Annotated in this window: 14 protein-coding genes; 5 read left to right on the forward strand and 9 right to left on the reverse strand. The window is 62.7% G+C overall.

All coding sequences use genetic code 11. From position 1 onward, the window contains the following. Window positions 1-43: 43 nt before the first annotated feature. The 5 genes from ACQ66J_RS04635 (at window position 44) to ACQ66J_RS04655 (ending at window position 3,696) form a co-directional block, all read left to right on the forward strand. On the forward strand, window positions 44-409 hold the full coding sequence (locus ACQ66J_RS04635) for a hypothetical protein (RefSeq protein ID WP_375548250.1): 366 nt from the start codon (window positions 44-46) through the stop codon (window positions 407-409). 59 nt (window positions 410-468) lie between these two features. Beyond that, window positions 469-1,215 carry a helix-turn-helix domain-containing protein gene (locus ACQ66J_RS04640; protein ID WP_430430673.1) on the forward strand — a complete coding sequence of 249 codons (747 nt, stop codon included), beginning with the start codon at window positions 469-471 and terminating at the stop codon, window positions 1,213-1,215. Window positions 1,216-1,257: 42 nt separating this feature from the next. Next, a complete protein-coding gene (locus ACQ66J_RS04645; protein ID WP_430430674.1) occupies window positions 1,258-2,367 on the forward strand; it encodes a hypothetical protein in 1,110 nt (369 codons plus the stop codon). Window positions 2,368-2,508: 141 nt separating this feature from the next. Then, complete coding sequence (locus ACQ66J_RS04650) at window positions 2,509-3,336, forward strand: hypothetical protein (protein WP_430430675.1); 828 nt, start codon at window positions 2,509-2,511, stop codon at window positions 3,334-3,336. Window positions 3,337-3,345: 9 nt separating this feature from the next. After that, the gene (locus ACQ66J_RS04655) at window positions 3,346-3,696 is read left to right on the forward strand and encodes a hypothetical protein (protein WP_430430676.1); all 351 of its coding nucleotides are present in this window, start codon (window positions 3,346-3,348) and stop codon (window positions 3,694-3,696) included. 59 nt (window positions 3,697-3,755) lie between these two features. On the opposite strand, the gene ftsH is transcribed toward ACQ66J_RS04655, so the two are convergent. The 9 genes from ftsH to ACQ66J_RS04700 form a co-directional block, all read right to left on the reverse strand. Beyond that, window positions 3,756-5,696, reverse strand: coding sequence for an ATP-dependent zinc metalloprotease FtsH (gene ftsH / locus ACQ66J_RS04660; protein ID WP_430432227.1), 1,941 nt, complete (start codon window positions 5,694-5,696; stop codon window positions 3,756-3,758). A 77-nt stretch (window positions 5,697-5,773) separates the two neighbouring features. Beyond that, entirely contained in the window at window positions 5,774-7,057 is a 1,284-nt protein-coding gene (gene tilS / locus ACQ66J_RS04665) for a tRNA lysidine(34) synthetase TilS (RefSeq protein ID WP_430430677.1), read from the reverse strand. Window positions 7,058-7,065: 8 nt separating this feature from the next. Further along, complete coding sequence (ybgF, locus tag ACQ66J_RS04670; RefSeq protein ID WP_430430678.1) at window positions 7,066-8,040, reverse strand: tol-pal system protein YbgF; 975 nt, start codon at window positions 8,038-8,040, stop codon at window positions 7,066-7,068. 76 nt (window positions 8,041-8,116) lie between these two features. Further along, a complete protein-coding gene (locus ACQ66J_RS04675) occupies window positions 8,117-8,527 on the reverse strand; it encodes a hypothetical protein (protein WP_430430679.1) in 411 nt (136 codons plus the stop codon). A gap of 117 nt (window positions 8,528-8,644) precedes the next feature. Further along, window positions 8,645-9,160, reverse strand: a complete 516-nt coding sequence (gene pal, locus ACQ66J_RS04680) for a peptidoglycan-associated lipoprotein Pal (protein ID WP_375548242.1) — start codon at window positions 9,158-9,160, stop codon at window positions 8,645-8,647. A gap of 135 nt (window positions 9,161-9,295) precedes the next feature. Then, window positions 9,296-10,642, reverse strand: coding sequence for a Tol-Pal system beta propeller repeat protein TolB (gene tolB / locus ACQ66J_RS04685; protein ID WP_430430680.1), 1,347 nt, complete (start codon window positions 10,640-10,642; stop codon window positions 9,296-9,298). Window positions 10,643-10,671: 29 nt separating this feature from the next. Further along, window positions 10,672-11,481, reverse strand: a complete 810-nt coding sequence (locus tag ACQ66J_RS04690) for a hypothetical protein (RefSeq protein WP_430430681.1) — start codon at window positions 11,479-11,481, stop codon at window positions 10,672-10,674. Between the two features lie 12 nt (window positions 11,482-11,493). Then, window positions 11,494-11,925 carry an ExbD/TolR family protein gene (locus tag ACQ66J_RS04695; RefSeq protein ID WP_022700401.1) on the reverse strand — a complete coding sequence of 144 codons (432 nt, stop codon included), beginning with the start codon at window positions 11,923-11,925 and terminating at the stop codon, window positions 11,494-11,496. Window positions 11,926-11,928: 3 nt separating this feature from the next. Further along, window positions 11,929-12,582 carry a MotA/TolQ/ExbB proton channel family protein gene (locus ACQ66J_RS04700; RefSeq protein WP_022700402.1) on the reverse strand — a complete coding sequence of 218 codons (654 nt, stop codon included), beginning with the start codon at window positions 12,580-12,582 and terminating at the stop codon, window positions 11,929-11,931. Between the last annotated feature and the right edge of the window lie 20 nt (window positions 12,583-12,602).

Consider the following 12,602-nt stretch of genomic DNA (forward strand, 5'->3'; position numbering starts at 1 on the left):
CTGCGGTGCGCCATATTCGCTGCATCACTGAATGGAGGCTTATATGTCCGTGTTTGCAACTGCAATTCTCGCCCTGCAACTGACCGGCGCGCCGGTCCAGGATTTCACCCCGGTCCGTGTGGCCGATTCCGATATTCGCGGCTCCGTCCGCGCCCTCAACCAGGGCGACTGGGCGACCGCGCTGCACTTCAGCCGCGCCGCGTTGGACAGCGGATCGCGCACCAGCGTGCGGGCCGCCGCCCATGCGAACGCCTGTATCGCCTTGCATCAGCTGGGCCAGACCGCCGAAGCGGCTCAGGCCTGTGAAACCGCGCTGGCGTTGGCGCCGAACAACGCCGTGCTGGCGTCCAACCTGTCTGCGGTGCAAACCCGCATGGCGGGCGCGCCGTCTGCTGGCGCTGGCAACTAAGCGCCTGATCACACGATTGCGATTTGCGCCGTCAGGGTCTGACCGGTATCCGGTGACTTATGACGGCGCACTTCATCACTCGGCTGGGCCCTTATAGCGAAGCGCGATCCCGCGCCGAACGCGGCAGTCATGAGTGGCGATATGATGCAGGTTTCCTGCCCGCCTCAGCGCCGCACAGAGTGCTGCCCGAAAGCCGGCTGAGCCTTGTGACCGAAAGCCTGTTCGCGCCGACTGGCGAAATTCTGGACCAGTCGCACTGGGTTTTTGGCCCTATCCGCACCCCTCGGCTCTACGCGCCGCCGCCGGGCTCCGTGCTGGAAGGCATGTTTATCCTGCCCGAACATGCGCTGTGCCTGTTCGGCGTACGCCCTGACGAATTGACCGACGCCATCCTCCCCCAGAGCGATTTCCGGCGCCTGCGACAGCCCCTGACAGAACCGTCCCGTCACCAAGACAGGCTGGCCATCTGGGCCGCGCGCCTGTTGCGCGCTACGAAAGGTCGCGTCCGCGCCAATGCCCTCGCCGAGCGCGCCGGGGTGAGCGAGCGTCATCTTCATCGCTGCATGACCGGACGGCTGGGCGTCGGGCCGAAAGCGCTCGCAGGTCAGATCCGGGCGCTGGCGGCGATTGAGCGCGCCGACCAGAGCGCTCGCCCGAACTGGGCGGACATCGCGCTAACCAGCGGTTATAGCGATCAAGCCCATCTCAGCCGATCCCTGAAAGCGCTGACCGGGCTCACGCCGACCGCGCTCCATGCGGAAAGATCCGTAGAGTCCGAAATCTTCAAGACCGCGCCAGCGCTTTAGGACCAGTCTCCAGCCATATTCCCTTATGGCAGGAGCAATGTGATGAAACTGTTGATGACCGCCGCCGCCCTGTGTGCGGCGCTAAGCGCGCCCGCACTGGCGCAAGACATGCTTGAGTTTGAAGGCGAAAGCTGGCGGATCGAAGCTGAACTGGCCGAACGCTCAGAATTTCTGGGTCGCGACGCCCTTAATTTTCGCGATGGCGTGATCTGGATGGACGGATCCCAGTTTGAAACCGGCGAGATCCGCTTTGAAATGGCGATCAGCGGATCTCCGGGGCATACCGGCGTTCTGTGGCGCGGTCAGGGCGTGGGCGATTGGGAGAAGTTCTATTTCCGTCACCATCTCAACAATATGCCAGACTCTGTGCAGTACACGCCCGCTTATGACGGCGTGACAGGTTGGCAGATTTTTTCAGATCCGGACGCCATCAGCCAGGTCAATCATGGTCTGAACCGCTGGATGGATGTGCGCGTGGTCGTCGCCGAGGATCAAGCCGACATCTTTATGGACGGAGAGCTGATCCATCACATTCCCGACCTGCAGCGCGAAGAGGGCGCGGGCTGGGTCGGCTTCTGGCAATTGGCGCCCAATGGCGTGGCGTCGGGCTATGTACGCAATGTGCGCGTCACGCCCGAGCCCAATCCTGAGATCACCGGGGCGCCTGAGCGCCCGATGATGGAGCCAACAGCGAATTTAGTACGCACCTGGCGCGTCTCCGCGCCGTTCAGCGAAGCCCAACTCGCCGACCAGAACTTTGAAAGCCTGCACGCCTCGCGCGATCACTGGACCGCGCTCGACGTGGCCTATAACGAGATCGCCAATCTGGCGAGCGTTACCCGCCATTCCGAAGGCGATACGGTCTTCGCTGAGACGACACTGCGCGCTGACGGCCCCCGCACAGCGCTGGTCCGGTTTGGCTATTCCGACCGGGTTCAGGTGTTCTTGAATGGCGAACGTCTGTTTGTCGGCAATAATAACTGGCGCAGCCGCGACTATCGCTATCTGGGCACCATCACCCGGCATGTGGCCGTTCCGCTGAACCTGCGAGAGGGCGAGAACACCCTGACCTTCGCAGTCTCCGAAACCTTTGGCGGCTGGGGCGTCACGGCTGCGCTTGACGAGGCGGATGGCGTGCGCATCGCGCGCTGATCACCCGTCCTGCTCCATCAGCCCTGCATGAGCAAGCATGCAGGGCTGATCTGGATTGAGCGACAGTGTCGCCACATAAACTCATAGGTTGTATTTTTCTCTCAGGCATACTTGTGGCGCTCTTCATCAAGGGAGGATCCCATGAGCCTGTCCGTGCAACTGAATATCTTCTCCGGCCGCCCCAATCCGCGCTTCACCTTGTCAGAAACCGAGGCGATATCCCTGTTCAAACGGGCGCTCGAGGTTGGGCCCGCCAGCCCGAACGCCAGCCGCGGGCTCGGATATCAGGGGTTTACGCTCCTGCCTCTTGAGCCAGGATCAGACATGGACGCCATGAGCCAGGACGCACTGGGCGCCGCGAGCGCACTGGGCCTGACCCTGGCGGGCGCACCCGAGCTTGAGCAGGAACTGATCACGCTGGCGCTCAAGCATCTGGAGCTGAGCCCGACGGTGCAGAACGCCCTTGCTCACGCGTATGAGCGTCCCTTGATCACCGCCCTGCCGCAAGTCGACTGCCCTGACTGCAAGGGCCAGAACGCGCCCGTTTATGATCCTGATTGGTGGAATAACAACGCTGTCCGTCTGGCGAACAATAATTGCTATAATTACGCCAACAACCAGGCCACCAATACCTTCGCTCAACCCGGCCGCGCCTCTGGCACGCCCATCACCGCTATGAGTTGCGGCGGGGTTCAGCCCAGCGCAGTCTCGGACGGACTCGTCGCCTCAGCGAACTTTTCTGAGGACACGCCAGGCTGGTATGTGGCGCTGGTGATCTGGCCGGACACTGATTTTCACTGGTATCGTCAGGACTCAAATGGCTGCTGGTCGCACAAGCCGGGCTCAACCCCGGTGATCAACACTGACAATACCGGCGCCCAGATCACCGATCCCGCCACCTGTGACCGCGGCGACTACACCCAGTTCTGCAGTTACATGATCACCAATTCCGGCGTGGTGATCAGCTAGGCCGGTTCAATGACCCTTCGTGTGACCCTACAGATCTATTCCGGTCGACGTGATCCTGAATGGCTTGTGTCGGGCGAGCTGGCGACCCGTTTGCTCAAGGCGCTTGAGGGATTGCCTACCGGCCCGGAATGGACCCCGCCTACACGGCTCGGCTATCGCGGCATACGCATCGAACATGATGCGTCCGCCCGGACCTGGCTGTGCGTCAAGGGACAGGTCATGCAAGACCATGAAGCCGGGACATCCTGGTTCGCCGATCCAACGTGCGCGATCGAGGCGATGGCGCTGGAAAGCGGGCGAACCTTTCTGGATCCCACCACGCTTGATCATTTGATCAAAATGCTCACTGACGCGCACTGACATAAAAACGGCCGCTCCTGAGGGAGCGGCCGTTTGATCGTCTGAATGCAAAGGCGCTATCAGGCGCCGCCGGGCTTGGGCTCAAGCCCATTACCCGTGCTCGGCGCTTCATCCTCGTCATCTTCGATGACCGGCACCGCGCCAGAGGGCGGCGAACCGCCATCCGTCTTGGGCGGCACTTCCGTGTCGCGATGAGGTTTATTGCCCTTCAAGAGCTCAACAATCTCATCACCGGACAGGGTTTCGTATTCCAGAAGCCCTTCGGACAGAGCGACCCAATCGTCGCCTTTTTCGGTCAGGATGCGGCGGGCCTCTTTGAGACCGCCTTCCACCAGAGCCTTGACCTCTTGTTCGATCTTGGCGGAGGTTTCGGCTGAAATTTTAGACGACTGCATCAATTGCTGACCCAGGAAGACATCGCCCTGGTCCTCGCCATAATCCACCGGGCCGATCTCTTCAGAGAAGCCCCATTGGGTGACCATGGCGCGAGCCAGACGGGTGGCCTGCTTGATGTCGCTGGCGGCGCCGGAGGTGACGTTCTCCTTGCCGAATTTCAGCTCTTCCGCAACGCGGCCACCCATCATGATCGCCAGACGCGACGTCATTTCCTGATGGGTCATCGACAGCTTGTCGCCCTCGGGCAGCTGCATGACCATGCCCAGCGCGCGTCCGCGCGGAATGATGGTGGCTTTGTGAACCGGGTCCGCCGCCGGGACGTTCAGCGCCACGATGGCGTGACCGGATTCGTGATAGGCGGTGAGCGTGCGCTCTTTCTCGGTCATGACCATGGTACGGCGCTCAGGCCCCATCATGACCTTGTCCTTGGAGTCTTCGAACTCCGCCATCGAAACCACACGCTTGTTGCGGCGTGCGGCCAGGAGCGCCGCCTCGTTCACAAGATTCGCCAGGTCCGCGCCAGAGAAACCCGGCGTACCGCGTGCAATGACCTTGGGCTCCACATCGTCGGCCAGCGGCACCTCACGCATATGCACTTTGAGGATTTTCTCACGGCCCGTGATGTCGGGGTTGGGCACCATCACCTGACGGTCAAAGCGGCCAGGACGCAAAAGCGCCGGATCCAGAACGTCCGGACGGTTCGTCGCCGCGATCAGAATGATGCCTTCATTGGCTTCAAAGCCATCCATCTCCACCAGCAGCTGGTTGAGCGTCTGTTCGCGTTCGTCATTGCCGCCGCCAAGGCCCGCGCCGCGCGAACGACCCACAGCATCAATCTCGTCGATGAAGATGATGCAGGGCGCGTTCTTCTTGGCCTGCTCGAACATGTCGCGCACACGAGATGCGCCGACGCCGACGAACATTTCAACGAAATCCGAACCCGAAATGGTGAAGAAGGGTACGCCCGCTTCGCCGGCGACAGCGCGCGCGGTGAGCGTTTTACCCGTGCCCGGAGGACCGATCAGCAAGGCGCCTTTGGGTATCTTGCCGCCCAGTCGCTGGAATTTGGAGGGGTCTTTGAGGAATTCGACGATCTCCTCAAGCTCTTCCTTGGCTTCATCAATGCCAGCCACATCGTCAAAGGTGACGCGGCCCGTTTTCTCGGTCAGAAGCTTCGCCTTGGACTTGCCAAAGCCCATGGCGCCGCGGCCGCCGCCCTGCATCTGACGCATGAAGAAGATCCACACGCCGATCAGGAGCAGCATCGGGAACCAGTTGATCAGAATGCCCAGCGGGCTGATGCCGCCTTCGCTGGGTTGTTGAGCGGTGATGTCCACATCCGCAGAGCGCAGCACCGCCGTCACATTGGCGTCGGCCGGAATGGTTGTGCGGAAGGTGGCGCCGCCCGTGGTCTGGCCAGTGATCGTGTCACCCTGAATGGTGACGGAGCTGACCTGACCGCTTTCGACCTGGTTCATGAACTGGGAATAGTTGATCTCGTTGGAGGGCGCCGATTGGCTGGGGCCCTGGAGCATGTTGAACAGCGCCAGCAGCAGCACCAGCAAGATCGCCCAAACCAGCATATTGCGCATATTCATCGTCAGTGTCCTTGTCCGCGCCGCCATCGTGTCGGGCGCGCATCTGAGGCGGTCATCAAAATGTTACGTCTGATATTGGGGCGTCAGACCGTTTTTGCCAGTGCGGCGCGTATATGCAACGCAGATTTGTCCCCATCAAACCATGCCGGCGCGTCGCAAGGAAGCAGCCAGCGCCGCAAGCGTATCATGCAAAGCAGCGACCAAGTGTCTGTGTCGCCAAAGGCCAACTGCACGATTTCGCCTCCTTCAGCGCTATTGCAAGTCGTGATCAGTGTTAACGATTGACGAAGCGCAGGCGGCACATCCGCGAGTGAAACATCCTCCGGCGGCGACCGCTCTCCCAAGGCTTCAACCCGGCGTGCCGTCTCCGCCCGGACTTCAAAGCGGCCATCAAACAGGCCGACCTCACCCGCTTGCAGCTCCAGGACCACTGGCTCCGCACCGCCGTCCGCCCGGCCGAGCACGGCGCCAGGATCCCGCCCCATCACGCCGTCAGTGGTCAGAAGAACACCCGATTGCGTATGCGCCTCTCGCGCTTCGAGCGCCTTCAGACAGGCCTCCACCCCGTCAGGTGTCGGCGTCCGCGCCTCGCCGGATACCGCCAGCATGACCGCTTCCATCGCGCGCAGCGCCATGGGTTTGGCCGCCAGTGAAAACATGTCCGCATTCAGTCGCGCCCCGCCCCAGGGCGTCCAGCTCACAGCCCGCTCCACCAGTCGCCAGGCTGCGCTGCGCAACAGGCGCTCTGCATCCACACTCTGGTCTGACAGACTCAACAGGCCATGCTCAGCCGGCCCGCCGGGCGGATACGCCTTCTGGCGCAACTGAACACGCTCAGACTGGGCGTCTTCGTTCGAGGGGTCTTCAATCCAGCGCGCCTCAAAGCCTTTGAGATAGTCACGCAGCTCCGCGCGCCTCAAATCGAGACACGGGCGCGCCACCGTCAAGGCCCGCCCTTCGGGCCAGACCGGAGAGGCGTCAAACCGGGTCATGCCGGTCAAGGTCCGCCAACCGCCCTCACGTTTCGCCCGCATGCGCAGGGTTTCGATCCGGTCGTCCAGCGTATGGCCCAGGCATAAGAGATCGACCCCCAGCCCTTCGCACGCGCCCGCCAACAGGCGATGGCGCGCCAGACGCGCGGCGGCCTGGTTCTTCCTCGGCGCTGTCCATCGCAGGATATGCGGTTCAGCCCCCAAGAATCGAGCGTAGTCTGCGCTATCAGCCGCCTCGACCGCGCTTTCGGGTCGCAGCTGATGATCAACGATCAAAGCGTGCAGCGTGAGATCGGGAAACGCGGCCCGCAAGGCATGGAGCAGAGCGGTGGAATCTCCGCCGCCGGAAAACCCAAGCGCCAGCGCTTCAGACACCTCGCCCCCTATCGGCAGCCAATCCGTGCGGTCTCACGTTGCGCCTTGCGGCGCGCGTCCTCACCGGCGCGCGGGAACTCGGACGCGAAGGTGGCCAGCACCTGGCACGCGCGACTGGTTTCGCCCAAAGCCGCCAGCGACGCCCCCAACCGGACCAGGGCGTCGGGCGCTCGGGCGCCCTGACGATCCGCCTGCAAGGCGGCGATATACGCGTCCGCCGCATCCTGGAAGTCACCATTGATGAAATGGGTTTCCCCCAGCCAATACCAGGCCTGGCCGACTTTGGCGTCTTCGGGATAGGTCTGGGTGAACTCCCGCAGCAATTCCCGAGCACCGCCAAAATCGCCGTCGAGAAGGCGAGCGTTCGCGGTTTGGAACAAGGTGTCGGCATCCATGACGGCTTCCGGCGGCGCGTCCAGCTCAGTGATATCCGCATTCAACTGGGGCAAAGCCGCGCTTTGCGACAGGCTTTCGCGCCCCGTCCCGCGCGGCGCTTGTGCGCTTTGACCGGGCGTCGGCGCGCGCAAAGGCTGCACGGTGGACGCACGCGCTTGTGCGTAAGGATCGCTTGAATCAATTTCGTCGGCGGACAAGAGGTCTGACGGGCCGCCCAAAGACAGAGGATCCCCCGTGGCGCCCATTTCATCCCCTGCCGCGCCATAAGCCGCGCCGCCTGACAACAGCCGGTCCACATTGACGCCAAGCTGTTCGAGTTCCTGGCGCATGCGGCGGTTTTCAAAGTTCAGACGTTCGATCTCGCCGGTTTGAACCCGCTGCTGACGTTCCAGATCATCCACACGCATCATCAGCGTTTCCGCCACCGGATCGCCTTGCAGCGCCCTCGCCTCGACGTCAGCCAATCGCGCCTCAACCGCATCCAGGCGCGCCGCCAGCTCCCGGCGAGATTGCGCCTCGGCGGGAAGAGTGAGCATGGCGGTCATCAGCAAGAAAACTGACAGGGCGGAAAAAAGCGAACGAATCATGGCGCAGCGGTCCTGTGAAGCGGCTCAGGGCTATGAGCGCTAGTGTCGTCGAGCAAACGGCGAAATCAAGGCGAAGTCAGGAATTGTCGAGCAGTCGGACTTCGTCGTCCACCACAGACCAGCCACCATCCGCCGATTGCTGGAGCGCGAACGTATAGCCATAGCCGTCCGCCCGCTGCAGCGAGCATTGCACCATCACATGGCTGGGCGCACACGACGCTTCACCGCCAGAGCCGGGTTGGGCGATCTGTTCAGAAAACGAGGCGAGGTCCGCGCGGCTGTCCACGCCCCAGAGCCAGTAGGCGTCGGTCCCGGCAAAGGTCTCCGCCAGGAAGGCCGCAGCGCCGCCCTCTTCGTAGGGGAGAGCGATCGGCGGCTCGCCCATCGGTTCTTCAGTGGCGACCGGCTCAGCCGCAGGCGCGCCATACACACCCGGTGACGGCTCCATCACCATGGAGAGACCATACAGCGCAGCGACAGCGGCCACTGGCGCAACGATAAGTCCTACAAATGCTCTGATAATCATTAGGCTGCCCCCTCAAGCAGAAAACGCCCGCAAGGATGAACCTTGCGGGCGTTTCAATCAATCCTTTTCAGGTCCGGTCTAAGACACGGCGCCCGACTGGATCATGGTCATGGCGTTCCGGTTGGTCGCCCAGCAGCTTTCATTGGACTGGCGGCAGACCGGACGCTCTTTACCGTAGGACACGGTGGAGATGCGCGACGGGTCGACGCCCTGGCTGACCAGGAAGTCACGGGCCGCATTGGCGCGGCGTGCGCCCAGGGCCAGGTTGTACTCACGCGTGCCGCGTTCATCGCAATTGCCTGCGACCAGGATGCGAGCGCCCGGATAGGACGACAGCCAGGCGGCCTGACGACGCAGGGTCGCGCGCGCTTCGCTGGACAGCGTGCTCTGATCCAGAGCGAAGAAAACACGGTCGCCCGCATTCACTTCAAAGTCTTCAACCGAACCCGGGGTCGGACCCGCCGGCTCAGGCGCAGGCTCATAGACCGGCTGCGGTTCAGGCTCAGGCATCGGAGCCACCGGCTCCGGTTGGGAAGCACAGGCGGCCAGCGTGGCGCTAAGCGCCAGGGCGGCAAGAATTGACAGGCGTTTCATATTGGTGTCGTCCCTCTCCAAGCCTATGGCGATCCGCATAGGCAAATCGGTGTGGATGCTATCAGAATTGGCGCGCTTCACACCCCAAAAAACCCCAAAACGCGCACCTCGGTTAAGACCTTAGCCGAGCAAACCTCAGTCGATCAAGGGCGACCAGGCCGGGTCGCTTGCCTGACCCTGCGTCGGCAGGCGGCGCAGGTTGAACCCCGCAAGGTCCGTGCTCCAGATCGAGTACGTTGTTCCCTCGCGCGTTCTGTCGCCTCGTGTGAACAACAAGACTCGGCCATTGGGCGACCAGGCGGGCGTATCCACGAAATAGCCTTCATACAAAATGCGCTCTTCGCCCGAGCCGTCCGCAGCCACAACGCCCAGCATGAACTGGCCATTGCGCTGTTTGGTGAAAGCGATCAGGTCGCCGCGCGGGCTCCAGACCGGCGTCGTATAGCGGCCCTCGCCAAAGCTGATGCGCTGCGGGTCGGTCCCGTCCGCGTTCATTACGTAGAGTTGAGACTGTCCGCCGCGCGAGGAGGAAAACACGACCCGCTCGCCATCCGGCGCATAGGACGGCTCCACATCGTCAGCCGGATGGGTGGTGAGCTGGCGCAAGGTGCGCGAGCGCAGATCAAAGCGGAACAGGTCGTGCCCGCTATGGCGCTCGGCGGAGACCACCAGCGCGCGGCCCTCGGGATGGAACCGGGCAGACAGGGACTGGCCTTCGCTGGCCAAAGAGGGACCGGAATCAAACAGCGCTTCCTGGCGTCCGGTCTCAAGATCATAGAGATAGCTGGTCGCCCGACCGTCGCGGAACGACACGTAAGTGATCTGCTGGGCGCTCGGCGAATAGTTCGGCAACAGCGCCATATAGGACCGGTCGGTCAGGAAGGACGGGTTCGCGCCATCCTGGTCCATCACCGCCAAGCGGCGGATCGGCTCGTCATTGGGACCGTAGCCTTCAGACACATAAACGATGCGGGTGTCGAAATACCCGCTTTCTCCCGTCATGCGCTGATAGACAGCGTCAGACACCTTGTGCGCAATCCGGCGCCAGTTATCTGGCGAGGTGACGAACTGAAGCCCCTGCATCTGCTGTTCGGTGTTCGCGTCCCACAGGCGGAACGCGACCAGCATGCGGTCGTTTTCGTCGATGCTGACCTCGCCCACCAGCAAAGCCGACGCATTGATCACCCGCCAGTCCCCAAAGCGGGGGCGCAGATTGATGTCGGTGATGTCTTCAATGAAGGCCTCAGGTTCGACCGGCGCGAACAGCCCAGAACTCTGCAGGTTGTTGGTGATCACGCGAGAGATGTCGGCGCCGATTTCCCCCTCGCGATTGTCCGCGCCCAGAAAATCCGGAATAGCGATCGGGGTCGGGTCGAGCGTGCCTTCGGTCACATCCACCACCAGGGGTGTTTGTCCAAAAGCCGATGCGGCCATCACGATCAGCGCGAAGATCGAAGCGAAGAGTTGGCGCAGGGCGGTCATGAGAAGCTCCCGGGTTCGAACGACTGGGGTCAGCGATTGCGTTGCGTGTCGACATTGACCCGAAGCACGCGCCATTGGGCGTAGTGTTCGGGGGGTAGAGGATAGGGTTGGCATTCGATCGCGCCGCGCAAGGCCCGTTCACCCGCCACTCTCAAGAAAGAATTGGGCGAATTCATGATACGCGCTTCGTCGATCAGGCGTGGCGGAACAGACAGACGGCCATTGCGCTCCAGCCGGATCTCCATGGAGATCCGAAGATCCATATTGGCCGGCGCATCCGCGTTCGAGCGAATGCAACGGTTCATGTGAGACGCCGCCATGGCGGACAGGCTGGCGGTCATCGCCGTTCCTGGCCCTACCTGATTGCGGGTCTCGCCCGCTTCAGCGCGGCCTTGCGGCGCAGCGTTCTCCCGCGACCGGTCCACCAGCTGAGACAAGGCCCCGAGATCCAGAGACGGCTGCTGCGGCTCGGGCTCCGGTTCCGGCGGCGTAGGTTCCGGCTCAGGCTCAGGTTCGGGTTCTGGCGGCGTGGGTTCAGGTTCCGGCTCAGGCTCGTCCTGGGGCGCAGGCGGGATGATTTCCGGCTCGGCTTTAGGCGGCGCCGGCTCAGGCTCCGGCGCAGGTTGAGGCGCGGGCGTTTCAATCTCGATTTCGGGTTCAGGTTCGGGCTCGGGACGCGCCGCGCGCACATTCGTCTCACGCGCCAACGTCACCAGCTCAACCGGAACGACCATCAGCTCTTCGGTCAGGCGGCGTGATTGCGGAAACGCGATCAGCGCGCTCGCGACCAGCGCCGCATGAACGAACAGGGACAGGATGAGCCCCAGGGCCTGACGCATGGCCCGGCCTCCCTATTCCCGGATCGGTTCGGTGACGAGCCCGATATTGGTGTAGCCCGACGCTGACACCCGGGCCATCACGCGCATGACGTCGCCATAGGGCGCGCCGTCATCGGCGCGGATATAGATGCGCGCTTCAGACCCGGCTCCAGTGATCGCCTGAAGACGCGGCGCCAGCTCATCAAACGCCACTTCGGTCTCCATCAGATAGAGCGTGCCGTCTGACTGGATGGTCAGGGTCAAGGGCTCTTCCGAGGTGGTCATGGCGCGTGCTTCGGTATCGGGCAGATCCACCTCGACCCCCACGGTCAAAAGCGGGGCGGAGATCATGAACACGATAAGCAGCACCAGCATCACGTCCACAAAGGGCGTGACATTGATTTCGGCGTTGGGCTTGAAGCGGCGGCGTCCATTGCCGCCGCCGGTGTCGAGACCGCCAGCCATCAATCAGCTCCCCCGGCTCGCCAGCGCCGCCAGATCATCCACGAGACCTTCAAGGCGGGAGGCGTATTTGGAGAGGTTTGACGACAGGGCGTTAAAGAAGATCACGGCCGGGATCGCCGCCAGCAGGCCCAAAGCTGTGGCGAACAGGGCTTCAGAAATGCCCGGCGCCACAACGGCCAGAGAGGTGTTCTCGGACGCGGCGATCGAGCGGAAGGCGTTCATGATGCCCCAAACCGTGCCGAACAGACCGATGAAGGGCGCCGCCGAGCCGATGATGGCCAGAACGCCCAGCCCGCTCTCCATCTTGCTCAGTTCGCGATTGGCTTCTGCGCCGCCGCTTTTGGCGACCGCATACCCGTCCCAGTCGCGCATGGACGCCGCCAGAACCCGGCCGAAGGGCTCCTTGGCGGGTTTGGCGTATTTGGCGACCAGTTCATCCAGCGACCCGCCCGACCAGAAGTCGTTTTCAAAGCGAGAGGCGCCCGCATGGGCGTTGTTGAGTTGCAGCCATTTCTCGATGGCGATGGCCCAGGACCAGATCGACATGAACGCCAAGATCGCCATCACCGCTTTCACCACGATGTCGGCGCGCATGAACAGGTGCATGATGGTCAGTTCAGTGGCCGGACCCGTCAGCTCAACTGCAACGCTTTCCATGGAAACTCCGCTAGACCCTC

Origin of the sequence: Oceanicaulis sp. (assembly GCF_965284345.1) — a bacterium.
Taxonomy (GTDB): domain Bacteria; phylum Pseudomonadota; class Alphaproteobacteria; order Caulobacterales; family Maricaulaceae; genus Oceanicaulis; species Oceanicaulis alexandrii_A.